Genomic DNA, 21,101 nt, shown 5'->3' on the forward strand with positions numbered 1-21,101 from the left:
CGTCAGGTGCCGCGGCCACCCAGCTCGGCAAACAGGTCGCTATAAATTTTGTATCTGCTGGCGCTTATCTGGTGGGCGCCAGAGCCAAATTTGACGGCTGAAATCACGCCGCAGCCCGGCTCGTGCAGGTGGGTGCAGTTGTAGAAGCGGCACTCGGCCACGTGGGGGCGGATGTCGGGCATGTAGGCGGCCAGCTGCATGGGGTCGATGTGGTGCAGGCCGAATTCCTGAAAGCCGGGCGAGTCGATCAGCGCGCTGCGCCGCGCGGCGTCCAGCCAGTACCAGGTGGTGCTTGTCGTCGTGTGCTTGCCCGAATTCAGCGCCTGCGACAGCTCGCCCGTGGCCGCCTGCGCGCCGGGCACCAGGCGGTTGATCAGCGTGCTCTTGCCGGCGCCCGAGGGGCCCAGGATCAGCGTGGCACGGCCTTGCAGGCGCTCGTCGAGCGCGGCCAGGCCGTCGTCGGTGGGCAGGCTGTTGGCCCCCTCTCCCGCAGGCGGGAGAGGGTTGGGGTGCGGGTGGCGGGCCTTGGCCGCCAGCGGCAGCACCGCATAGCCCATGGCCCGATACGGCGCCAGCCGCTGCCAGCCACGGGCAAACAGCGCACCCAGGTCGGCCTTGTTGAGCACGATCAGCGGCTCGATGTGCGCCGCCTCGCAGGCGATCAGGGCGCGCGCCAGCTGGTGCTCCGAGAACTCCGGCTCGGCCGCCAGCAGGATCAGCACCTGATCCAGGTTGGCGGCAAAGGACTTGGTGCGCAACTCGTCCTGGCGGTACAGCCAGTTGCGCCGCGGCAGGGTGCGCTCGATGCTGCCCTCGTCCTGCGAGGGCAGCCACTGCACGCGGTCGCCCACCACCACCTCCAGCTTCTTGCCGCGCGGGTGGCAGCGCACGCGCGTGCCGTCGGCGGTTTCGACCACGCAGTGGCGGCCGTGGCTGGACACCACCAGGCCCTCCTGCAGCGCGCCGGGCGCCGTGGCGGCGGGGCGGGGCCGGGGCGGGCTCAAGCGGGCGACACCCGGGCGCCCAACTGGGCCATGCGCTCGCTGGCCGGCGGGTGCGAGTAGTAAAAGCGCACGTACAGCGGGTCGGGCGTGAGCGTGCTGGCGTTGTCCTTGTACAGCTTGACCAGCGCGTTGCTCAGCTCTTGCGCGCTGGCCTGGCGCGCGGCGTAGGCGTCGGCCTGGAACTCGTGCCGGCGCGACAGCGTGGCCGCCAGCGGCGAGACGAAGAACATGAACACCGGCACCACGCCGGTGAACAGCAGCAGCGCCAGCGCGTGGTTGGGCACCGCCCCGCCCATGCTGGCCGGCAGGTTGGGCGTGACGCCCAGGCCGGCGTAGAACCAGCCTTGCCCGGCCAGCCAGCCCAGCAGGGCCAGGCCGGCGAAGCTGAGCGCGAACAGCAGGACGATGCGCTGCACGATGTGCCTGTGCCGAAAGTGCCCCAGCTCGTGCGCCAGCACGGCCTCCACCTCGGGCGGGGTCAGCTGCGCCAGCAGCGTGTCGAAGAACACCACCCGCTTGGCGGCGCCAAAGCCCGTGAAGTAGGCGTTGGCATGCGCGCTGCGCCGGCTGCCGTCCATCACGAACAGGCCCTTGGCGGTAAAGCCGCAGCGCGCCATCAGGGCCGCCACGCGCTCGCGCAGCACGGCGTCGTCCAGCGGCTCGAACTTGTTGAACAGCGGCGCGATCAGGGTCGGGTACAGCACCAGCATCAGCAGCGAAAACGCCATCCACGCGCCCCAGGTCCACAGCCACCAGGCGCGGCCGGTGGCCTGCATCAGCCACAGCGCGCCGGCGGCCAGCGGCACGCCGATCAGCACGCCCAGCGCCACCGACTTGAGCAGGTCGGCCCACCACAGCCGCGCACTCATGCGGTTGAAGCCGAAGCGCTGCTCGATGACGAAGGTCTGCCAGGCGCTGACGGGCAGGTCGATCAGCCCGTTGATGAGCGCGAACGCCACCAGCAGCGCCAGCGGCTGCAGCAGCGGCCGCGGGCCCAGCGCGTCCAGCAGCGCGCCGTTGAGCGCGTCCAGCCCGCCCAGCAGCGTCCAGCCCAGCAGCACGGCAGCGCCCAGGGCCAGCTCCAGCAGGCCGAAGCGCAGCCGAGCCACGGTGTAGTCGGCGGCGCGCTGATGCGTTTCCAGCGGAATCGCGCGGGCGAACTCGGCCGGCACGGCGCCGCGATGGCGCGCCACGGCGCGGATCTGGCGCGAGGCCAGCCACAGCTTGACCGCCACGTTCAGCAGCAGGGCGGCGCCGAAGACGCAGGTGGTGAGCAGGGCGGGGGTGAGCGGGGCGTTCAAGGTCGGTCGGCGGGCCGTGGGTGAAAAGTGCAAGTTTAGGGCCGCGCGCCGCTTGGCAAGGGCGCCGGTGGCGACGGTGGACAATGAGGCCCATGACCGAGACCCTTGCCACCCCCGCCGCCAGCGCTGCCAGCGCCGAGCTGGCCAAATCCGAACAGAACCTGGTCTGGCTCGACTGCGAGATGACCGGGCTGGACCCCGAGAAGGAACGCATCATCGAGATCGCCGTCATCGTCACCGGCCCGCAGCTGACGCCGCGCGTGGAAGGGCCGGTGCTGGTCATCCACCAGAGCGACGCCGTGCTGGGCGCGATGGACGCCTGGAACCAGGGCACGCACGGGCGCAGCGGCCTGACCGACAAGGTCAAGGCCTCGACGCTGGACGAGGCAGCGGCCGAGGCGCAGCTGATCGCCTTTGTGTCGCGCTACGTGGGCAAGGGCCAGTCGCCGCTGTGCGGCAACACCATCGGCCAGGACCGGCGCTTTCTGGTCAAGTACATGCCGCGGCTGGAGGCGTTTTTTCACTACCGCAACATCGACGTCAGCACGCTCAAGGAGCTGGCGCGGCGCTGGCGCCCGGATGTCATGCAGGCCTTCAAGAAGCGGCAGCTGCACACCGCGCTGGCCGACGTGCACGAGTCGATCGACGAGCTGGAGCACTACCGCCGGCACTTCATCCGGCTGGACGCGTGAGCGGCGGCACCTCAGCGCCGCGACGGCGCGTGCTCGCCGCGCTCTTCCAGCGGGATCGGAAACGAGTCCAGCTGGCCCCAGTCGGTGAAGCGGGAGATGCCGCTGTTGATGTCCAGCGGCGCCATCTGCGAGGAGCGGCGGTCGCTGCGCCGGCGGTCCAGCGTCTCCACCAGGTTGTGGCGGGCGACCTGGAGTTCGGCCGAATCGGTGAGCGGCGCGGCGCTCGACTCGGTGGCGCCCAGGCCCAGAAACTCGGCCCGGATGGCCCAGGCCTCGGGCAGTACGTCCGGCGTCAGCAGCCAGTAGCCGATGTGGCACTGCGCCAGCAGGTTCTGCTTGAGCTGGCGGTTGCCGCGCGAGAGCCGGCGCAGGTCCATCACGTCCACGCAGCCGATGGCCCGGCCGGTGTCGTCGGCCAGGGTGAAGGTGCAGTACACGCCGCTGAGCATGTTGAACAAACCCTCGGCGGCCGAGCGGTCGCGCGGTTTGCAAAAGCGCGTGACCGGCAGCTTGACCATCACGTGATGCTCGGGAAACACATCCTGCAGCCAGCGCCACACCCGCAGCTCGCCGCGTCCCAGCATGGCGCGCGGCTGCACGGCCACGGGCGGGGTCGTCCGCGGCTTGCGGCGCGCTGGAGCGGGCGGGGGGCGGCGGCGCGCCCACGCCCATGCCGCGCACAGCACGGCGAGGGCGGTCAGCAACCAAGGCCACAACGCATTCATGACAGTTCCCTGAGCGAGTTCGCCGTTTTCGGCTTGTTGTTCACGATCGCTGGGCGATCGCGTTTTGCAACTTTAGACCGCATTTGATGCGGCACAAGCCCCAACGCCGGGTGCCGCCATCTGAAATGACAGCCTTTGCACAAAAAGTCACATATTCGGATCGCCCGCCCGCCACACCCCGAGCCTCGTTGGAGACAAACCATGCGCCTGGATGACGTGCTGTACTCGCAGGGCTTCGGCACGCGCCGCGTGTGCGCGGGCCTGATCGAGCAGGGCCACGTGCGGTTGGGCCCGCAGGTCTGCACCGACCCGGCCGCCGAGCTGGACGTGGCCGACCCGGCCCTGCGCTTCACCGTGCAGGGCGTGGCTTGGGCCTGGCACGAGCGCGCCTACCTGATGCTGCACAAGCCGGCCGGCACCGAGTGCTCGCACCGCCCCGGCGCCTGGCCCAGCGTCTACACCCTGCTGCCCGTGCCGCTGCGCCAGCGCCCCACGCCCGGCAAGGTGCCGGGCGTGCAGGCCGTCGGCCGGCTGGACCAAGACACCACGGGCCTGCTGCTGTTGTCGGACGACGGCGCCTTCATCCACCGCATGAATGCGCCTCGCCGGCACGTGCCCAAGGTGTACGAGGTGACCACCAGGCACCCGCTGGACGAGCGCCAGTTGCAGCGCCTGCAAGCCGGTGTGGTGCTGGACGACGACCCGCGCCCGGTGCGCGCCTTTGCTGCCGAGGCGCTGGCCGAGCACCACCTGCGCCTGACCCTGACCGAGGGCAAATACCATCAGGTCAAGCGCATGGTGGCGGCGGTAGGCAACCGGGTGGAGGGCCTGCACCGCTCGCGCATCGGGCAGCTGGCCCTGCCCGACGATCTGGCGCCGGGGCAGTGGCGCTGGCTGAACGCGGGCGACCTGGCCCTGCTGGCGGCGCCGGGCGCCTGAGCGCTCAGGCGATGTCGCGCAAAAACGCCGCGATCGCCTCGTTCACCGCCTCGGGCTGATCGCGCTGGGGTGAGTGGCCGCAGTCGGGCAGCTCCAGCACTTGCGCGCGGGGCACGGCGCGCTGCAGGTCGTGCACCTGCGCCAGCGTGCCGTATTCGTCGTCCAGGCCCTGGATGGCCAGCAGCGGCGCCGTGATGGCCTGGCACTCGGCGCGGATGTCGAAGGCGCGGAAGGCGGGGCTCAGCCAGACGTCGTTCCACTGCCAGAAGGCGCTGTCCACGTCCTGGTGAAAGCGCGCCAGGCGCTCGCGCAGGGGGCCGCTTTCGTAGGCCTGGCGCACCTGCGCGATGGAGCTGACCGAAATGTCTTCGACGATCACGTGCGGCGCCAGCACCGCGCAGGCCGCCACCGGGTGGTGCGCGGCGTGGATCAGGGCGATGGTGGCGCCGTCCGAGTGGCCGACCAACACCGGCCGCTCCAGCCCCAGGGCCGCCAGCAGCCGGGGCAGCACCTGCAGCGCCTCGCGGTGCATGTAGTCGGGCTGCAGGCGGCCGGCGCCGCGCACGTCGGGTATCGGGCTGGAGCGGCCGTAGCCGCGGCGCGAATACAGCCAGCCGGCGCGCCCGGTGGCCGCGCACAGGCGCGCCGGCCAGTCGCGCCACTGGGCGACCGAGCCCAGGCCCTCGTGCAGAAACACCAGCGGCGCGCGCCCGGCCGGGCTGCCCGGGGGCGCCGCGATGGCCGCCACTTCAAGAAAAACGCCGTCGATGTCCACGCCTTGCATGGCTGGGATGTTATGTCATGGTGGGCATGCGCGGGCATGTCACCCCGTGGTGGGCGGTCGGCGTACACTCGCGCGCCGCGTCTTGCCTCTGAATGATTTTCTGGGTCGTATGAAGGCTGCTGTCGTCCAATCTCCCCCGTTTCATCCACCGACCGGGCTGCGCCGCCGCCACTGGCTGGCCTTGGGCGCCGCCGCCGGGCTGGGCGCGGCCTGGTCCGCGGCCCAGGCCCAGTCCATCCGGCGCGCGCCGGTGCTGGTGCTCAACTCGCTGGACGGCACGGTGAGCGTGATCGACGGCAACAGCTGGGTCGAGCTGCGCCGCATCGCCACCGGCCGCGAGCCGCACCACCTGTACATGACGCCCGACGAGAAGTCGGTCATCGTGGCCAACGCCGGCAGCGACTCGCTGACCTTCATCGACCCGGGCACGGCCCAGGTGCAGCGCACGCTGCGCGGCATCATCGACCCGTATCACCTGCGCTTTTCGCCCGACATGAAGTGGTTTGTCACGGCGGCCAACCGCCTGAACCACGTCGACCTGTACCGCTGGGACGGCGAGAACCCCGAGCTGGTCAAGCGCATCGCCACCGGCCGCACGCCCAGTCACCTGTGGATCGACAGCCGCAGCACCACCGTGTATTCCAGCATGCAGGACAGCGACGAGCTGGTGGCGATCGATCTGGCCACGCAAACCCTGGTGCACCGCGTCAAGACCGGCTCGCGGCCGGCCGACGTGTTCGGCCCGCCCGGCGACAACACCCTGCTGGTGGGCCTGACGGGCGGCACCGGCGTGCAGGTGTTCGAGGTCGCGCTTGGCCAGGCGCCCAGGGCGGTCGGCCAGATCGACACCGGCAAGGGCGCGCACGCCTTTCGCGCGCTGGGCGACCGGCGCCACGTGCTGGTCAGCAACCGGGTGGCCAACACCATCAGCCAGATCGACTACACCCGTGGCGCCGTGGTGGCCGAGTTTCCGGCGCCCGCGGGCCCCGACTGCATGGACGTGTCGGCCGACGGCACGCTGATCATGGTCGGCTCGCGCTGGGCCGGCAAGCTGACGCTGATCGACATCGCCCAGCGGCGCGTGGTCAACCAGGTCAAGGTCGGCCGCTCGCCGCACGGCGTGTGGACGCTGGACCACGCTGGGCGCATCTGACATGAATCACCCCCAGTCTCCACACGCTGCGCGTTGTTGCGCCTCCCCCCTTCAGGGGGCATCGCCAGCGGCCGGGGAAACCCCGTCCGCGGCGATCGCTGACCCGGCCTGCTCCGCGGCCTTCAGGCTCCCGGTGTTTCACCCACAACGGGTGGCATGCACAGCGCTTGAACATTGAAAAGCCATCATGCAACGGCGAAATGCTATTCAACTGATAGCTGTCGGCGCTTTGTCCACGGGCGCCAGGGCTCAAAATCACTTAAATTCCTGCACCGAGCCGGTGTACCTCACCTTCGACACCGGCCACATGGGCATCGCCAACTTCGTGGCCGAGGTGCTGCGCCGCCAGCGCGTGCCGGTGACCTTTTTTGCCGCCAACGAACGCACGAAGGAAGGCGACGGCAGCCTCAGCCGCTACTGGGGCCCGTGGTGGAAGGCGCGCGCCGCCGAGGGGCACGAGCTGGCCTCGCACACCTGGGACCACGTCTACTGGCGCGCCGACCTGCCGGGGCGCGAGCCGCGCTTTCGCGTGCGCCCCTCGGCCGGCGCCTTTGCCGGGCGCGAGTTCACCTGGACCGGCGCGCAGTACTGCGCCAACATCGAGCAGGCCAGCGAGCGCCTGGCCTACTACAGCGGCAAGAAGCCGCTGCCGCTGTTTCGCGCCCCCGGCGGCAAGACCTCGCCGCGCCTGCTGGCCGCCGCCGAAGCGGGCGGCTACAGGCACGTGGGCTGGTCGCCGGCCGGCTTTCTGGGCGACGAGCTGCCGAGCGACAAATACCCCAACCAGCGGCTGCTGGAGCGCGCGCTCAAGACCATCCAGCCGGGCGACATCCTGCTGGCGCACCTGGGCATCTGGTCGCGCCAGGACCCCTGGGCGCCGGCCGTGCTGGAGCCGCTGATCGAAGGTCTGAAGGCGCGCGGCCTGTGCTTTGCCACCTTGCGCGCGCACCCGGCCTACGCCGACTGGATCGCCACCCACGGCGCCTGACGGAGCCTCGATGCCCAACCCCTTCGATGTCTTCGCGCTGGCCCAGCAGTGGCTGTTCGAGCGCCTGATCGAGCCCGCGGCCTTCAGCCTGGGCCTGGGCAACCTGCTGGAGGACGGCTTCGTGGCCACCGGCTGGCTGCTGGTGGGCCTGCTGCAGGTGGCCACCCTGCTGCTGCTGATCGGCCCGGCCGAGCGGCGCTGGCCGGTCGAGCCGGTGCAGGACCGCGCCGCCATCCGGGTGGACGTGATCTACACCCTGCTGCACCGCCTGGGCGTGTTCAAGCTGGCGATGTTCTTCACCGTCGAGGCCTGGCTGACCGACGGCATCGGCGTGCTGCGCGCGCACGGCATGCCCACGCTGCAACTCGATCAGCTGTGGCCCGGCGTGACCGACCGCGCGCTGGTCAGCTTCGCCATCTACCTGGTGGTGTTCGACTTCATCGGCTACTGGGTGCACCGCGCCCAGCACCAGTGGGACTGGTGGTGGCGCCTGCACGCCGTGCATCACAGCCAGCGCCAGATGACGATGTGGAGCGACGACCGCAACCACCTGCTGGACAGCGCGCTGACCGACGCCATCTTCGTCGTCGTGGCCATCCTCATCGGCGTGGCGCCCTCCCAGTTCGTGTGGCTGGTGGCCGTGACGCAGCTGATGCAAAGCCTGCAGCACGCCAACCTGCGTTGTCACTTCGGCCGCGTGGGCGAGCGCCTGCTGGTCAGCCCGCGCTTTCACCGGCGCCACCACGCCGTCGGCCTGGGGCACGAGTTGCGCGCACCGAGCGCCCCCTTGGGGGGCAGCACACCACGCGCAGCGGGAAGCGTGGGGGCAGGTTTGCGGAGCCTGAACTTCGGCGTGCTGATGCCGTGGTGGGACCTGCTGTACGGCTCAGCCGACTTCGGCGGCGGGCGCGAGCCCACCGGCATCCGCGACCAGGTCGAGCAGGGGCGCGACTACGGGCGCGGCTTCTGGGCGCAGCAGTGGCTGGGGCTCAAGCGCCTGGTGCTGCGCAGCTGAACGCGTATCCTCGCCGCCATGCCCCTGCTGTTCGACTCGTTCTGGCGCGCCGCGGCGTATTGCCTGTATCCGCGCGTGATCGCGCTGTCGCTGCTGCCGCTGGTCATCATGGTGCTCATCAGCGGCGTGCTGGGCTACTTTTACTGGGACCCGGCGGTGGCGACGGTGGCGGCCTGGCTCGACAGCTCCAACTGGTGGTCGCTGCTGTCGGGCTGGCTGGCGCGCCTGGGCGTGGGCGACCTGCGCAACGGCCTGGCGCCGCTGCTGCTGGTGCTGGGCCTGACGCCGCTGGTGGTGGTTTTCGCCCTGCTGCTGGTGGCCCTGCTGCTGGCGCCGGCGGTGCTGCGCCTGGTGGCCGAGCGGCGCTTTCCCACGCTGGAGCGGCGCGGGCCGGACTCGGTGCTGGGCTCGGTGCTCTGGTCGCTGGGCCACACCGTGGTGGCCTTGATCGCCTTGGGGCTGTCGCTGCCGCTGTGGCTGGTGCCGCCGCTGATCCTGGTCGTGCCGCCGCTGATCTGGGGCTGGCTGACCTACCGCGTGATGAGCTTCGACGCGCTGGACGTGCACGCCAGCGCCGATGAGCGCCGCGCCCTGCTGCGCCAGCACCGCACGCCGCTGCTGGTCATCGGCATCATCTGCGGCTACCTGGGTGCGGCGCCGGCGGTGGTGTGGGCCTCGATGACGCTGTTTGCGGTCGCCTTCGCGGTGCTCATCCCGGTCGCCATCTGGATCTACACCCTGGTGTTCGCCTTCTCGGCGCTGTGGTTCACGCACTACGCGCTGGCCGCGCTGCAGGCGCTGCGCCAGGGGGAGCCCGGCGCGCCGAGGCGAGGAGCCATCGAGCCCGTGTTGACCGCCGACACGGCATTTCCGGCGCTGACGCATGAACCCTGAACGCACGGCTCCCCGCTTCGGCCTGATCATCGTCGGCGACGAAATCCTCTCCGGCCGGCGCACCGACAAGCACCTGGCCAAGGTGATCGAGCTGCTGGGCGCGCGCGGCCTTCAGCTCGGCTGGGCCGAGTACGTGGGCGACGAGCCGGCGCGCATCACCGCCGTGCTGCGGCGCGCCTTCGCCTCGGGCGATGTCGTGTTTTGCACCGGCGGCATCGGCGCCACGCCCGACGACCACACGCGCCAATGCGCCGCCGCCGCGCTGGGCCTGCCACTGGTGTTGCACCCCGAGGCCAAGGCGCTGATCCAGGCGCGCATGCAGGACACGGCGCGCGAGCGCGGCGAGCCCTACCAGCCCGAGCGGCCCGACAACCTGCACCGCCTCAACATGGGCGTGTTTCCGCAGGGCGCCGGCATCATCCCCAATCCTTACAACAAGATTCCGGGTTTTTCCTGCACCGGGCCTGCGGGAGGCGCTATCTATTTCACACCGGGGTTCCCGGTCATGGCCTGGCCGATGGTGGCTTGGGCACTGGACACGCATTACCGCGCATGGTTCAGCGCCGGCACCTGGCAGGAGCGCTCGGTCATCATCCTGGGCGCCATGGAAGGCACGCTGACGCCCGTGATGCAGCGGGTGGAGGCGGCGCATCCGCGAATCAAGGTGTTCAGCCTGCCCAGCGTCGATCATCCGCAGTACGGCGCGCACATCGACCTGGGCGTCAAGGGTGCGCCGGCGGACGTGGGGCCGGCCTATGCCGACCTGCGCCGCTGGCTGGAGCCCTTCGGCCTGCGCTACGGACCCGAGATCACGCGGCCGTGATGCGCACCATGCTGGGGCCTGACCACGTTTGCATCGGCATTTGCACCGATTTGGTGCGCTTCGATCTGGTGCAGCCGACGGGGGCCGTCCTTCAGTTGGCAGTCGCCACGGTGCGCAAAGCCAGCGACAATGCGCGCTTTCCGTTGCTCGTGTTCGGGGTCGGGTGGTTTGGGCGCGTTGGCATGAAAGCTGCATGAATCCAAACCATCGATTCTGTTTTTGTTGAAACCTTCCCAACCGGAGAATTCCCAGATGGCCAAGTCCGTCGCCGACGTCATGAAGCTCGTGCAGGAAAACGAGTGCAAGTTTGTTGATTTCCGCTTTACGGACACGCGCGGCAAGGAGCAGCACGTCAGCGTGCCGGTGTCGCACTTCGACGAGGACAAGTTCAGCGACGGCCACGCCTTCGACGGCTCGTCCATCGCCGGCTGGAAGGGCATCGAGGCCTCCGACATGCTGCTGATGCCCGACCCGGCCACGGCGCACATCGACCCGTTCTACGAAGAATCCACCCTGGTGCTGAGCTGCGACGTGCTGGAGCCGGGCGACGGCAAGGCCTACGAGCGCGACCCGCGCTCGCTGGCGCGCCGCGCCGAGGCCTACCTGAAGGCCAGCGGCATCGGCGACACCGCCTTCTTCGGCCCCGAGCCCGAGTTCTTCGTGTTCGACAACGTGCGCTGGAGCACGGAGCCGGGCCACAGCTTCTATCACATCGAGGAGTACGAGGCGCCCTGGAACAGCGGCGCCAAGCTCGAGGGCGGCAACCGCGGCCACCGCCCCACCACCAAGGGCGGCTACTTTCCGGTCGCGCCGGTCGACAGCACGCACGACATGCGCGCCGAGATGGCACTGGTGCTGGAGGCCATGGGCATTCCGGTCGAGGTGTTCCACCACGAAGTGGCCGGCGCCGGCCAGATGGAGCTGGGCACCAAGTTCAGCACCCTGGTCGAGCGCGCCGACTGGACGCAGCGCCTCAAGCACGTGGTGTGGAACGTGGCCGACCGCTACGGCAAGACGGCCACCTTCATGCCCAAGCCCTACCACGGCGACAACGGCAGCGGCATGCACGTGCACCAGTCGATCTGGAAGGGCGGCAAGAACCTGTTTGCCGGCAACGGCTACGCCGGCCTGTCCGACACCGCGCTGTTCTACATCGGCGGCATCATCAAGCACGCGCGCGCGCTCAACGCCATCACCAACCCGACCACCAACAGCTACAAGCGCCTGGTGCCGCACTTCGAGGCCCCCGTCAAGCTGGCCTATTCCAGCCGCAACCGCTCGGCCTCGATCCGCATCCCCCACGTGATGAGCGACAAGGCGCGCCGCATCGAGGCGCGCTTTCCGGACCCGATGGCCAACCCCTACCTGTGCTTCTCGGCGCTGCTGATGGCGGGCCTGGACGGCATCGAAAACAAGATCCACCCCGGCGAGGCCGCCAGCAAGGACCTGTACCACCTGCCGCCCGAGGAAGACAAGCTGGTGCCCACCGTGTGCCACAGCCTGGACCAGGCGCTGGAGGAACTGGACAAGGACCGCGCCTTCCTCACGCGCGGCGGCGTGTTCACCGACAGCATGCTCGACGCCTACATCGAGCTGAAGATGAGCGAGGTCAACCGCATCCGCGTGCAGGTCAACCCGGCCGAGTACGACATGTACTACTCGCTCTGAGCCGGTGGTGCCAAAAAAGGCGGCTTCGGCCGCCTTTTTTTGCCGCCGGGCCGTTCCAAGGCAAAAACGCCCCTTTTGGGGGCAGCGCAGCTCGCGCAGCGGGGAGCGTGGGGGTCGTTTTGTTGCAACGGGCGCAACCAAATCTGGCCGAGCGGATCAATTGGCCCGATACTTTGTCCATTTGCCGCCGCCGGGCGTCGCACGCCGGCCGGCAGCCCCGCCATCCGAGGTCCGCTTCATGAACCTGCCCGCCACCGCCCGCTCCATCGCCTGCGCCGCCGCCCTGGGCGCGCTGCTGGCCTGGGCGGCGCCCGCGTCCGCGCAAAACCGCATCTACCGCTGCGGCAACGAATACACCAACCAGATCAAGGGCCGCACCGACTGCAAGCTGGTCGAAGGCGGCAACGTCACCGTGGTGCGCGGCACCTCGCCCACGCCGGCGCCGGCAGCCGCGAGTGGCAACGGTGCCAAGCCGGTGGTCACCGCGCCGTCCTCGGCGCCACGGGTCGACCCGGCGGTGCAAAAGGCGCGCGACTCGGACGCCAAGGCCATCCTCGAGCAGGAGCTGCGCCGCGCCCAGGCGCGCCAGGCCGATCTGGCCAAGGAATACAACAACGGCGAGCCCGACAAGATCGGCGGCGAGGCGCGCAACTACCAGAAGTACCTGGACCGCGTGGCCGAGCTCAAGGCCTCGATCGCGCGCAACCAGAGCGACATCGAAGGCATCCAGCGCGAGCTCAAGCGTTACGAGCCCTGAGGTTTTCCGCTGTCGCCGCGATGGCCCGCACGCCATCGCGCTCTTGTTTCCATGCGATCTGCAGCCCCGGTCGCATGGGACTATTCTGGCGTCTCCCGCAACGACAACAAGGAGATGCATCGTGGCTGACATTCATGGACCGCAACGCCTGGGTCCGCTCACGCCGCTGGTCGGCGACTGGGAAGGCAACGTCGGGATCGACCTGTCGTATCACAACAAGGACGACGAGACCGGCCGCACCGGCTACTTCGAGAAGGCCTGGTTCCACCCCATTCCGGTTCAGGAAAACGGCAAGCAGTCGCTCGAAGGCCTGAACTACAAGATGACCGCCTGGCGCCATGGCGAAGAGGCGATGACCCCCTTCCACGACGAGGTCGGCTACCTGCTGTGGGAAAAGGCCACCGGCCAGATCATGCGCGCCGTGGTGTTCGGGCGCGGCATCGCCATCCTGGCGGGCGGCGAGGCCAAGCCGCGCGACACCGTGCTGCACTTCAACGCCACGCCGGGCTCGCCCAGCTTCGGCATCCTGCAGAACAAGTACCTGTTGGAGCGCGCGCAGTTGATGGACTTCAAGAGCACCTTCACCATCGTCGACGCCGACACCCTGAGCTACACGTCCGACCTGGTGCTCAAGCTGGCCGCCACCGGCGGCGAGATGCACCACACGGACAAGAACACGCTCACCCGCGTGAAATAAAGCTCACCCCCACGCTGCGCGGACTGCGTTCCGCTACGCTTCCCCCCTTCAGGGGGCATCGCCAGTGGCCGGCGCAGGTCCGGCCACGGCGATCACTGGCATGGCCTGCTCCGCGGCCATTCGAGTCGTTGGATTGCGACGCCGCCGACGATGCGTGGCGCTCGTGAGTTGCACCCCGCCTTTTGGCACCTTGGTGCGACGGTTCCACCTCACGCCGGCAGGCGCCCGCGCACGCTGGCGGCGTCGAGGGGCCCCGGCTCGGCAATCAGCTGGCGTGCCGCGTCGACCTGATCCCAGGTGTTCCACAGCAGCACGCCGCGCACGCGCCCGCCGTCGAGGTAGTACACCACGCCTTCGCGGTACGGCGTCACCCACTGCTCCACCGTCTGCAGGCGCGCGTCCAGCGTGCCCACGGCCTCGTAGCCGAGGTCGAACAGGTCCGAATAGAAATAGGGCAGCTCGTCGTAGGGCGCGTCCTGCCCCGCCATGCCACGGCCGGCGCGCTCGCCCATGGTGAGGGCGGCGTTCTCGTGCTCCACGCGCAGGCGCCGGCCCAGCGCGGCGGCCGGAAAGTTGGCCACGTCGCCGGCGGCGTAGATGTCCGCATCCGACGTGCGCAGGTGGGAGTCGACCACGATGCCGTTGTCCACCGCCAAGCCGGCGTCCTGCGCCAGCTGCACGTTGGGCGTGATGCCCAGGCCGGCTACCACCACGTCGGCCGCCAGCGTGCTTCCATCGGTCAGCTCCAGCGTGTTGCCGTGCGCGCCCTGCACCGACACGCCGGCGCGCACGTCCACGCCCTTGTCGCGGTAGTAGGCGGTGACCGAGTCGGCCAGCGCCTTCGGGTAGGCGCGCGCGCCGATGGCGCCCTCGGGGAACAGCATGGTGACTTTGGCGCCGTTCAGCGTCAGCGCGGCGGCGATCTCGCTGCCGATGAAGCCGCCGCCGATCACCACCGCGCGGGCGCCGGGTTTGACCACTGCGCGCAGGCGGTGGTAGTCGTCCAGCGTGCGCAGGTAGATGAAGTCGGGCCCGAAGGGCAGGGTGCGCGGCGCGCCGCCGGTGGCCAGCAGCAGCTTGCGGTAGTGCCAGCTGTCGCCCGCGTCGTCGCGCACGGTGTGCGCCGCGCGGTCGATGGCCACGGCGCGCCGCTGCAGCTGCACGGTGGCGCGGGCATCCTGGATCGGGCGCCAGATGTCGTCTTCCTTGCCGTCCTTCCACAGCGCCTTGGACAGCGGCGGACGGTCGTAGGGCGGATGCGCCTCGGCGCCCAGCAGGGCGATGCTGGCCTTCGCGTCGGCCTGGCGCAGCGCGACGGCGGCGGCCGCGCCGGCCATGCCGGCGCCGATGATGAGGTGGTCGAAGCGGTGTTCCATGGCGTGTCCCTCGCGATCGGTTGACAGACGATTGGATGCCACGCCGGGGCCGCGGCGTTCCCGCCGCTGGGGTGACCCTGCTGGCGGCACGGGATCAACGGCCGGGTCGGGCGCGGGGACGGCCCCCCCGATATTTCAAGCCAAAACGGGCTGCAGCGCACGGCTGTCAAGCGCCGGCAGCTATCAAATCAGGACTAACCCAGCGTCACGATCACCGGCGCATGGTCGCTGGGCTTGGGCCATTTGCGCGGCGTGCGGTCGATGCTGCAGGCGCGCACCTGCCCCACCAGCGGGGGGCTGACCAGCACGTGGTCGATGCGCAGGCCGCGGTTCTTCTGGTAGCCCAGCATGCGGTAGTCCCACCACGAAAAGCTCTTGTCGGGCTGCTCGAACAGGCGAAACGAATCGACCAGGCCCAGCCCCAGCAGCGCCTGGAAGTGGCCGCGCTCCTCGTCGGTGTGCAAGATGGTGCCGGCCAGGCCCACCGGGTCGTAGCTGTCGCGGTCCTCGGGCACGATGTTGAAGTCGCCCACCAGCAGCAGGCGCGGGTGCGCGGCCAGTTCCTCGCGCAGATGGTCGCGCAGTGCGCGCAGCCAGCTCATCTTGTAGTCGAACTTGTCGCTGCCCGGCGCCTGGCCGTTGACGAAGTAGCCGTTGACCAGGCGCAGCGGCCCGCCCGGCGCTTCCAGCGTGGCGGCGATCAGGCGCGCGTTGTCGTCGGCAAAGCCGGCGATGTTGCGCGCCACGTCCGCCGCCAGCAAAGGCGCGCGCGTCAGCAGGGCCACGCCGTTGTAGGTTTTCTGGCCGAACACGGCGGCCTCGTAGCCGGCCGCGCGCAGCGCCTCGTGCGGAAACTTGTCGTCGCTGAGCTTGAGCTCCTGCAGCGCCAGCACGTCCACCGGGTTGACGGCCAGCCAGTCCAGCACGTGCTGCAGGCGGGCGGTGAGGGAGTTGACGTTCCAGGTGGCGATTTTCATTGGCAGTGGGGTTATTCAGGCCAGGGGCGATCGGCATAGCATGAGCCGCTGTGACTGCAGATGCTGACAAGTCAATTATGAGCACGCCGCGCGGCGCGGGTGCGGCGCCGCTGGACGTGGGCGGCGTGGCCGCGCGCGTGGCGCAGGTGCACGCCGAGCTGATGCGCCTGACGCGCAAGCGGCTGGACGAGCAGGGCATCGCGCTCAACCACAGCCAGGTGCAGGCGCTTAAGCGGCTGCGCGCCAACGGCTCGATGAGCGCCGGCGAGCTGGCGCGCGCCTTCGACTACGACAGTGGCGGCATGACGCGCCTGCTCGACCGCCTGGAAAGCCAGGGCCTGCTGCAACGCCAGCCCGATCCCGGCGACCGCCGCAGCCTGCGCATCCAGCCCACCGCCGCCGGCCTGGCGCTGGGCGAGCGCCTGGCCGCCATCGGCGAGGCGGTGCTGGCGCAGGCGCTGAGCCCGCTGTCGGCGCGCGAGCGCCAGGGCCTGCTGGACTGCCTGGAGCGCATGCTGGCGGCGCTGCGCCAGGCGCCTTGAAGGGCGGCGGCAGCCGTGAAGAAAAGGACAGGGACATGACCGAAGCCACCACAGCCGCTGCCGATGCACCGCCGCCGCCCGCCGCGCCGGTCCCGCCGCGCCGGCGCAAGCGCCGCGTGCTGCTGTGGGGCGTGTTGCTGCTGGTGGTGGTCGGGGCGCTGGCCTGGGCGCTTTGGTACCAGCTGGACGGCCGCTGGAGCGAGAGCACCGACGACGCCTATGTGGCCGGCAACGTGGTGCAGATCACCCCGCGCATCGCCGGCACGGTGATTCGCATCGGCGCCGACGACAACGACCTGGTGCGCCAGGGCCAGACCCTGGTCGAGTTGGACCGCGCCAACGCCAACGTGGCGCTGGAGCAGGCCGAGGCCAGCCTGGGCCAGGCGGTGCGCAAGGTCAGCGGCCTGTATGGCAGCGTGCGCGCGGCCGAGGCCGACGTGGGCACGCGCCAGGCCACGCTGCAGCAGGCGCGCGCCGACCTGCAGCGGCGCCAGCAGCTGGCCGGCAGCGGCGCGGTGTCGCGCGAGGAGCTGGCGCACGCGCGCGACGCCCTGGCGCGTGCGCAGAGCGCGCTGACGGCGGCGCAGGCGCAGGCCGCCATCGCCCATGCGCAGGTCAGGGGCACCGATGTCGCCAGCCACCCCGACGTGCGCGCCGCCGCGGCCCGGCTGCGCCAGGCCTGGCTGGACGACCAGCACACCCGCCTGCCGGCGCCCGTCACCGGCTACGTGGCCAAGCGCACGGTGCAGCTCGGCCAGCACGTGCAGCCCGGCACGCCGCTGATGGCGGTGGTGCCGCTGGCCAGCGTCTGGGTGGACGCCAACTTCAAGGAAACCCAGCTCACCCACATGCGCATCGGCCAGCCGGTGGCGCTGACGTCCGACCTGTACGGCGACGGCGTGACCTACCACGGCCGCGTGGCGGGCCTGGGCATCGGCTCGGGCAGCGCGTTTTCGCTGCTGCCGGCGCAAAACGCCACCGGCAACTGGATCAAGATCGTGCAGCGCCTGCCGGTGCGCATCACCCTGCAGGCCGACGAGCTGGCCGCGCACCCGCTGCGCATCGGCCTGTCGATGGAAGCCAGCGTGGACCTGCACCAGCAGTCGCTGCCCACCCTGGCCACCGAGCCGCCCAGCCAGCCCGCGCTGAGCACCGACGTGTACGGCAGCGACCCGGCCGAGGCCGACCGCCTGATCGCCGCCATCATCGCGCGCAACGACGGCGCGGCGCCGGCGCACCCGGCGGCGCGGCACTGAGGGACGCGCGATGGCCAGCCTCGCGATCGCCGGCGCGCCGCCCGAGCGCTTTCGCCCGCCCAGCCTGCCGCTGGCCACGCTGGGCCTGTCGCTGGGCACCTTCATGCAGGTGCTGGACATGACCATCGCCAACGTGTCCCTGCCGACCATCGCGGGCAACCTGTCGGCCAGCGTCGACCAGTCGACCTGGGTCATCACCTCGTTCACCGTGTGCCAGGCCATCACGCTGCCGATGACCGGCTTTCTGGCACGCCGCTTCGGCGAGGTGCGGCTGTTCATCAGCGCCGTGCTGCTGTTCTCGCTGTTTTCGCTGCTGTGCGGCTTTGCCAGCAGCCTGGGCATGCTGGTGGTGTTTCGCGCGCTGCAGGGTGCGGTGTGCGGGCCGATGTACCCGATCACGCAAAGCCTGATGGTGGAGATCTACCCGCGCGACAAGCGCGGCGTGGCGCTGTCCATCATCTCGATGATCACGGTGGTGGCGCCCATCATCGGGCCGGTGCTGGGCGGCTGGATCACCGACAGCTACTCGTGGCGCTGGATCTTCTTCATCAACGTGCCGCTGGGCCTGCTGGCCAGCGCCCTGGTGTGGGCGCAACTGCACGCGCGCGCCGAGGCGCCGGTGCGCGAGCGCATCGACTGGGTGGGCGTGGCCACCCTGGTGCTCGGCGTGGGCGCGCTGCAGATTTTGCTGGACAAGGGCAACGACCTGGACTGGTTCGAGTCCAGCACCATCGTGGTGCTGGCCATCGTCGCCTCGGTGGCGCTGGCGGTGTGGGTCATCTGGGAGCTGACCGACGACCAGCCCTGGTCGATCTGCGCCTGTTTCGGCACCGCAATTTCGCCGCCGGCACGCTGGCGCTGGTGCTGGGTTTTTCGGTCGTGTTCTCGGTCGCGCTGATGCTGCCGCAGTGGCTGCAGCACGTGCTGGGCTACACGCCGCTGTGGTCGGGCCTGGCGGCGGCGCCGGTGGGCGTGGTGCCGATCCTGACGGCCTACACCGTCGGCCGGTACGCGCACCGCGTCGACCTGCGCTGGCTGGCCGCCATCGCCTTCGCCGTCATGGGCACGGTGTGCCTGCGCTTCGGCAGCTTCGACACCCAGGTCAGCTTTGCCGTGGTGGCGCTGACCGAGCTGATGATGGGCGCCGGCATCGCCATCTTCTTTTTGCCGGTGCTGACCATCCTGCTGTCCCCGCTGGAAGGGCCGGCGATTGCCGAAGGCTCGGGCTCGGCCACCTTCATGCGCACCGTGGGCGCCAGCTTCACCGTCTCCATCGTCACCTACCTGTGGGTGCGCGGCGCGGCCATCCAGCACGCGGTGCTGGCCGAGCACATCAACCCCTTCGACGCCCAGGTGCGCGCCGGCATGGCGGCGGCCGGCGGCGCCGGGCGCTACCTCGGCACGGTCAACGAGATCATCACCCAGCAGGCGCTGCAGATCTCGTTCAACCAGGTCATGAACGGGCTGGGGCTGATGTGCTTTCTGCTGATCGGCGTGGTCTGGCTGGCGCGGCCGCCCTTTGTGCACGGCGGCAAACCGGGTGGCGATCAGCCCCCGCCGGTGGACGCCGGGTAGCTCACCCTGCCGTCGGCCTGCACCCGCGCGCCGGGGTTGAGCGTGGCGTCGACCACGTGGCCGTCCATGATGTGGCGCACCGTCTCGCCCGCGGCCAGCAGGTGGTCGGCGATGATGCGGCGGTGGCAGCGCCACCACACGGCCTCGGCGCACATCACGGCGCAGCGCTCGCGCTGGCCCTTGTCGCGCAGCTCCTGCAGCGCGGCGCGAAACGGCGGCTGCAGCGCCCAGTCGGCGTAGTTGTGAAAGCTGGCGTTGTCCCAAAAGCCGTTGACCTCGGGCGCCACCGTGCGCTGGCGGCCGCGCCGCCCGCCCAGATCCGCCATGGCCTCGTAGGCGATGCCCTGCGTGGCCAGCGCCTGCGGCAGCGTGCCTTCGTTGAACTGCGGGTTGCTGCGCGAGCGCCGGATGGTGCGCACGTCGATCAGCCGCGTCACGCCGGCGGCGCGCAGGCGCGCGGCCAGTTCGTCCACGCTCAGGGTCGAATGGCCGATGGTGAAGTAGGGCAGGCGCTGGGCCATGGCCTCAGCCTTTCACCCCTCGATGCGCCGCAGCGCCCGGCCCTTGTGCACCGCCAGGTGCTCGGTCTTGTCGCTCTTGATCTCGTACTGCGGGTCGGCCGCGCTCGCGTGGTGCGTGTAGCCCTTCCAGTCGAAGTCCTGATGGTGCACGGCGACGATATGGCCGCTGACCCGCCCGGCCTCCGAATTCCAGCTCACGTGCTCGCCCACCTTGAATGCGTCTGCCATGTCGTGCTCCTGCTGCCGTGCCAAACCCCATTGTCGGTTGCAGCCAACAAAACGTCTCGTGCAGCGATTGAGAATGCTACAAAACAATACATTGGTAATAAGATTGCGGAGCGAATCTTGGCCGACGATTTCCGGTTCGGTGGCTTCGCAAGACGAGAGGTCGAAAATGAGACATGCACTGCGGATGCTGGCGTGCGGCGCCTCGCTGCTGGTGGCCGTGACGGCGGCCGTGGCCCAGTTGGCGGCCTGGCCCAGCAAGCCGCTGACCTTGGTGGTGCCTTTTCCGGCCGGCGGCACCAGCGACGTCATGGGTCGCCTGGTGGCCACCGAGCTGGAAAAGGCGCTGGGCCAGCCGATCAAGGTCGAGAACATCGGCGGCGGCGGCGGGGTGAAAGGCACGCTGGAGGCGCTCAAGCGGCCGGCCGACGGCTACACGCTGATCCAGTCGGGCATCGGCCAGAACGCGGTGGCGCACGCGCTGGACGCCAACGTGGGCTACGACTCGTCGCGCGACTTCATCCACCTCACGCAGGTGCACGAAGGGGCGAACGTGCTGGTCGTCAAGCCCGACAGCCCCTACCAGAGCGTGAAGGAACTGGTGGCGGCCGCCAAGACCGGTCCCGGCGTCACCTACGGCTACACGCCGGCGGCCTCGGGCCACATGGCGATGGAGCTGATGATCCAGATGCAGCGCACCTGCTTTGCGATTGGCAAGGGCGAGAACCTGTGCACTGGCGGCAAGTTCAAGGGCGTGTCGTTCAGCGGCGGCAAGCCCTTGCTGGACGCGGCCTTGAAGGGCGGCGTCGACGCCATCTTCATCAACGTCGACGCGGCGCACCGGCTGATCAAGGACGGCAAGCTCAAGGCGCTGGCCGTCAGCAGCAAGGGCCGCAGCAATCTGCTGCCCGACGTGCCGACCATGTCCGAGGCGGGCTACCTCGGCTTCGAGGCCGTGTCCTGGTCCGGCATCTCGGTGGCCAAGGGCACGCCGCCGGCCGTCGTGGCGCGGCTGGAGACCGAGCTGGCCAAGGTGATGGCCAGCGCGCCGGTGAAGAAATACATGGAGCCCAACGGCTTCACGATTCCGGCTCAGGGCTCCAGCGTGTATTCGATCTACGTGTCGAAGGAGACCGACCGCTGGACGCGGCTGGTCCGCATCGCGGGCATCAAGCTGTGAGGCGTGCCT

General features: G+C 69.9%; 24 protein-coding genes. 16 read left to right on the top strand and 8 right to left on the bottom strand.

All coding sequences use genetic code 11. From position 1 onward, the window contains the following. Window positions 1–2: 2 nt before the first annotated feature. Window positions 3–1,004, bottom strand: a complete 1,002-nt coding sequence (rsgA, locus tag ACWHMB_RS04805; protein WP_447648459.1) for a ribosome small subunit-dependent GTPase A — start codon at window positions 1,002–1,004, stop codon at window positions 3–5. Then, window positions 1,001–2,305, bottom strand: a complete 1,305-nt coding sequence (locus ACWHMB_RS04810) for a M48 family metallopeptidase (protein WP_377482736.1) — start codon at window positions 2,303–2,305, stop codon at window positions 1,001–1,003. The genes rsgA and ACWHMB_RS04810 overlap by 4 nt, the downstream gene beginning before the upstream one ends. A gap of 92 nt (window positions 2,306–2,397) precedes the next feature. Here ACWHMB_RS04810 and orn point away from each other — a divergent pair, with 92 nt between their 5' ends. Next, on the top strand, window positions 2,398–2,997 hold the full coding sequence (orn, locus tag ACWHMB_RS04815) for an oligoribonuclease (RefSeq protein WP_377482738.1): 600 nt from the start codon (window positions 2,398–2,400) through the stop codon (window positions 2,995–2,997). A gap of 11 nt (window positions 2,998–3,008) precedes the next feature. Here orn and ACWHMB_RS04820 read toward each other — a convergent pair whose 3' ends face one another. Then, window positions 3,009–3,722, bottom strand: coding sequence for a hypothetical protein (locus ACWHMB_RS04820; protein WP_377482741.1), 714 nt, complete (start codon window positions 3,720–3,722; stop codon window positions 3,009–3,011). 201 nt (window positions 3,723–3,923) lie between these two features. On the opposite strand from ACWHMB_RS04820, the gene ACWHMB_RS04825 reads away from it, so the two are divergent. Beyond that, on the top strand, window positions 3,924–4,661 hold the full coding sequence (locus ACWHMB_RS04825; protein WP_293223833.1) for a pseudouridine synthase: 738 nt from the start codon (window positions 3,924–3,926) through the stop codon (window positions 4,659–4,661). 4 nt (window positions 4,662–4,665) lie between these two features. On the opposite strand, the gene ACWHMB_RS04830 is transcribed toward ACWHMB_RS04825, so the two are convergent. Continuing rightward, entirely contained in the window at window positions 4,666–5,445 is a 780-nt protein-coding gene (locus ACWHMB_RS04830) for an alpha/beta fold hydrolase (protein WP_293223835.1), read from the bottom strand. A 109-nt stretch (window positions 5,446–5,554) separates the two neighbouring features. Here ACWHMB_RS04830 and ACWHMB_RS04835 point away from each other — a divergent pair, with 109 nt between their 5' ends. From ACWHMB_RS04835 to ACWHMB_RS04875, 9 genes are all read left to right on the top strand, one after another. Then, complete coding sequence (locus ACWHMB_RS04835) at window positions 5,555–6,598, top strand: YVTN family beta-propeller repeat protein (RefSeq protein ID WP_293223837.1); 1,044 nt, start codon at window positions 5,555–5,557, stop codon at window positions 6,596–6,598. Window positions 6,599–6,785: 187 nt separating this feature from the next. Next, window positions 6,786–7,586 carry a polysaccharide deacetylase family protein gene (locus ACWHMB_RS04840; protein WP_293223839.1) on the top strand — a complete coding sequence of 267 codons (801 nt, stop codon included), beginning with the start codon at window positions 6,786–6,788 and terminating at the stop codon, window positions 7,584–7,586. Window positions 7,587–7,596: 10 nt separating this feature from the next. Then, on the top strand, window positions 7,597–8,601 hold the full coding sequence (locus ACWHMB_RS04845; RefSeq protein ID WP_377482744.1) for a sterol desaturase family protein: 1,005 nt from the start codon (window positions 7,597–7,599) through the stop codon (window positions 8,599–8,601). Between the two features lie 18 nt (window positions 8,602–8,619). Continuing rightward, window positions 8,620–9,495, top strand: a complete 876-nt coding sequence (locus ACWHMB_RS04850; RefSeq protein ID WP_377482746.1) for an EI24 domain-containing protein — start codon at window positions 8,620–8,622, stop codon at window positions 9,493–9,495. Beyond that, entirely contained in the window at window positions 9,485–10,318 is an 834-nt protein-coding gene (locus ACWHMB_RS04855; RefSeq protein WP_377482749.1) for a competence/damage-inducible protein A, read from the top strand. The genes ACWHMB_RS04850 and ACWHMB_RS04855 overlap by 11 nt, the downstream gene beginning before the upstream one ends. Then, the gene (locus ACWHMB_RS04860; RefSeq protein ID WP_293223847.1) at window positions 10,318–10,515 is read left to right on the top strand and encodes a hypothetical protein; all 198 of its coding nucleotides are present in this window, start codon (window positions 10,318–10,320) and stop codon (window positions 10,513–10,515) included. The genes ACWHMB_RS04855 and ACWHMB_RS04860 overlap by 1 nt, the downstream gene beginning before the upstream one ends. A gap of 55 nt (window positions 10,516–10,570) precedes the next feature. Next, window positions 10,571–11,986, top strand: a complete 1,416-nt coding sequence (gene glnA, locus ACWHMB_RS04865) for a type I glutamate--ammonia ligase (RefSeq protein ID WP_377482751.1) — start codon at window positions 10,571–10,573, stop codon at window positions 11,984–11,986. Window positions 11,987–12,224: 238 nt separating this feature from the next. Continuing rightward, complete coding sequence (locus tag ACWHMB_RS04870) at window positions 12,225–12,743, top strand: hypothetical protein (RefSeq protein WP_377482753.1); 519 nt, start codon at window positions 12,225–12,227, stop codon at window positions 12,741–12,743. A gap of 121 nt (window positions 12,744–12,864) precedes the next feature. Then, window positions 12,865–13,440 carry a heme-binding beta-barrel domain-containing protein gene (locus tag ACWHMB_RS04875; RefSeq protein ID WP_377482755.1) on the top strand — a complete coding sequence of 192 codons (576 nt, stop codon included), beginning with the start codon at window positions 12,865–12,867 and terminating at the stop codon, window positions 13,438–13,440. Window positions 13,441–13,649: 209 nt separating this feature from the next. Here the strand turns inward: ACWHMB_RS04875 and ACWHMB_RS04880 are convergent, their stop codons facing one another. Further along, a complete protein-coding gene (locus ACWHMB_RS04880) occupies window positions 13,650–14,816 on the bottom strand; it encodes an NAD(P)/FAD-dependent oxidoreductase (protein ID WP_377482757.1) in 1,167 nt (388 codons plus the stop codon). A gap of 194 nt (window positions 14,817–15,010) precedes the next feature. Next, on the bottom strand, window positions 15,011–15,793 hold the full coding sequence (gene xth, locus ACWHMB_RS04885) for an exodeoxyribonuclease III (protein ID WP_377482759.1): 783 nt from the start codon (window positions 15,791–15,793) through the stop codon (window positions 15,011–15,013). 77 nt (window positions 15,794–15,870) lie between these two features. Here xth and ACWHMB_RS04890 point away from each other — a divergent pair, with 77 nt between their 5' ends. The 4 genes from ACWHMB_RS04890 to ACWHMB_RS04905 are packed head-to-tail and all read left to right on the top strand — an operon-like array spanning window position 15,871 to window position 19,166. Beyond that, window positions 15,871–16,335, top strand: a complete 465-nt coding sequence (locus tag ACWHMB_RS04890; protein WP_377482762.1) for a MarR family winged helix-turn-helix transcriptional regulator — start codon at window positions 15,871–15,873, stop codon at window positions 16,333–16,335. A 35-nt stretch (window positions 16,336–16,370) separates the two neighbouring features. Further along, complete coding sequence (locus ACWHMB_RS04895) at window positions 16,371–17,591, top strand: HlyD family secretion protein (RefSeq protein ID WP_447648460.1); 1,221 nt, start codon at window positions 16,371–16,373, stop codon at window positions 17,589–17,591. 10 nt (window positions 17,592–17,601) lie between these two features. Continuing rightward, window positions 17,602–18,489 carry a DHA2 family efflux MFS transporter permease subunit gene (locus ACWHMB_RS04900; protein ID WP_377614639.1) on the top strand — a complete coding sequence of 296 codons (888 nt, stop codon included), beginning with the start codon at window positions 17,602–17,604 and terminating at the stop codon, window positions 18,487–18,489. Continuing rightward, window positions 18,444–19,166, top strand: coding sequence for a hypothetical protein (locus ACWHMB_RS04905; RefSeq protein WP_447648689.1), 723 nt, complete (start codon window positions 18,444–18,446; stop codon window positions 19,164–19,166). Before ACWHMB_RS04900 ends, ACWHMB_RS04905 begins: the two co-directional genes overlap by 46 nt. Here the strand turns inward: ACWHMB_RS04905 and ACWHMB_RS04910 are convergent. Together ACWHMB_RS04910 and ACWHMB_RS04915 are read right to left on the bottom strand one after the other, a co-directional pair. Beyond that, entirely contained in the window at window positions 19,139–19,687 is a 549-nt protein-coding gene (locus ACWHMB_RS04910) for a DUF488 domain-containing protein (RefSeq protein WP_377482768.1), read from the bottom strand. The two genes, ACWHMB_RS04905 and ACWHMB_RS04910, sit on opposite strands and share 28 nt — an antisense overlap. Window positions 19,688–19,699: 12 nt before the next feature. Then, window positions 19,700–19,915: a hypervirulence associated TUDOR domain-containing protein gene (locus tag ACWHMB_RS04915; protein WP_377482770.1), complete on the bottom strand. Its 216-nt coding sequence runs from the start codon at window positions 19,913–19,915 to the stop codon at window positions 19,700–19,702. Window positions 19,916–20,081: 166 nt separating this feature from the next. On the opposite strand from ACWHMB_RS04915, the gene ACWHMB_RS04920 reads away from it, so the two are divergent. Next, on the top strand, window positions 20,082–21,092 hold the full coding sequence (locus tag ACWHMB_RS04920) for a Bug family tripartite tricarboxylate transporter substrate binding protein (RefSeq protein WP_447648461.1): 1,011 nt from the start codon (window positions 20,082–20,084) through the stop codon (window positions 21,090–21,092). Window positions 21,093–21,101: the final 9 nt, after the last annotated feature.

The sequence above is a fragment of the Ottowia pentelensis genome, from assembly GCF_964341695.1.

What these genes read in the sequence shown, in the direction of transcription:
- ACWHMB_RS04840 (WP_293223839.1), top strand. Translation starts at nt 6,786, where the DNA reads ATGCAACGGCGAAATGCTATTCAACTGATAGCTGTCGGCGCTTTGTCC.
- ACWHMB_RS04895 (WP_447648460.1), top strand. Translation starts at nt 16,371, where the DNA reads ATGACCGAAGCCACCACAGCCGCTGCCGATGCACCGCCGCCGCCCGCC.
- glnA (WP_377482751.1), top strand. Translation starts at nt 10,571, where the DNA reads ATGGCCAAGTCCGTCGCCGACGTCATGAAGCTCGTGCAGGAAAACGAG.
- ACWHMB_RS04920 (WP_447648461.1), top strand. Translation starts at nt 20,082, where the DNA reads ATGAGACATGCACTGCGGATGCTGGCGTGCGGCGCCTCGCTGCTGGTG.
- ACWHMB_RS04835 (WP_293223837.1), top strand. Translation starts at nt 5,555, where the DNA reads ATGAAGGCTGCTGTCGTCCAATCTCCCCCGTTTCATCCACCGACCGGG.
- ACWHMB_RS04850 (WP_377482746.1), top strand. Translation starts at nt 8,620, where the DNA reads ATGCCCCTGCTGTTCGACTCGTTCTGGCGCGCCGCGGCGTATTGCCTG.
- ACWHMB_RS04825 (WP_293223833.1), top strand. Translation starts at nt 3,924, where the DNA reads ATGCGCCTGGATGACGTGCTGTACTCGCAGGGCTTCGGCACGCGCCGC.
- ACWHMB_RS04855 (WP_377482749.1), top strand. Translation starts at nt 9,485, where the DNA reads ATGAACCCTGAACGCACGGCTCCCCGCTTCGGCCTGATCATCGTCGGC.
- ACWHMB_RS04900 (WP_377614639.1), top strand. Translation starts at nt 17,602, where the DNA reads ATGGCCAGCCTCGCGATCGCCGGCGCGCCGCCCGAGCGCTTTCGCCCG.
- ACWHMB_RS04870 (WP_377482753.1), top strand. Translation starts at nt 12,225, where the DNA reads ATGAACCTGCCCGCCACCGCCCGCTCCATCGCCTGCGCCGCCGCCCTG.
- ACWHMB_RS04860 (WP_293223847.1), top strand. Translation starts at nt 10,318, where the DNA reads ATGCGCACCATGCTGGGGCCTGACCACGTTTGCATCGGCATTTGCACC.
- xth (WP_377482759.1), bottom strand. Translation starts at nt 15,793, where the DNA reads ATGAAAATCGCCACCTGGAACGTCAACTCCCTCACCGCCCGCCTGCAG.
- ACWHMB_RS04830 (WP_293223835.1), bottom strand. Translation starts at nt 5,445, where the DNA reads ATGCAAGGCGTGGACATCGACGGCGTTTTTCTTGAAGTGGCGGCCATC.
- ACWHMB_RS04915 (WP_377482770.1), bottom strand. Translation starts at nt 19,915, where the DNA reads ATGGCAGACGCATTCAAGGTGGGCGAGCACGTGAGCTGGAATTCGGAG.
- ACWHMB_RS04845 (WP_377482744.1), top strand. Translation starts at nt 7,597, where the DNA reads ATGCCCAACCCCTTCGATGTCTTCGCGCTGGCCCAGCAGTGGCTGTTC.
- ACWHMB_RS04890 (WP_377482762.1), top strand. Translation starts at nt 15,871, where the DNA reads ATGAGCACGCCGCGCGGCGCGGGTGCGGCGCCGCTGGACGTGGGCGGC.
- ACWHMB_RS04910 (WP_377482768.1), bottom strand. Translation starts at nt 19,687, where the DNA reads ATGGCCCAGCGCCTGCCCTACTTCACCATCGGCCATTCGACCCTGAGC.
- orn (WP_377482738.1), top strand. Translation starts at nt 2,398, where the DNA reads ATGACCGAGACCCTTGCCACCCCCGCCGCCAGCGCTGCCAGCGCCGAG.
- ACWHMB_RS04880 (WP_377482757.1), bottom strand. Translation starts at nt 14,816, where the DNA reads ATGGAACACCGCTTCGACCACCTCATCATCGGCGCCGGCATGGCCGGC.
- ACWHMB_RS04820 (WP_377482741.1), bottom strand. Translation starts at nt 3,722, where the DNA reads ATGAATGCGTTGTGGCCTTGGTTGCTGACCGCCCTCGCCGTGCTGTGC.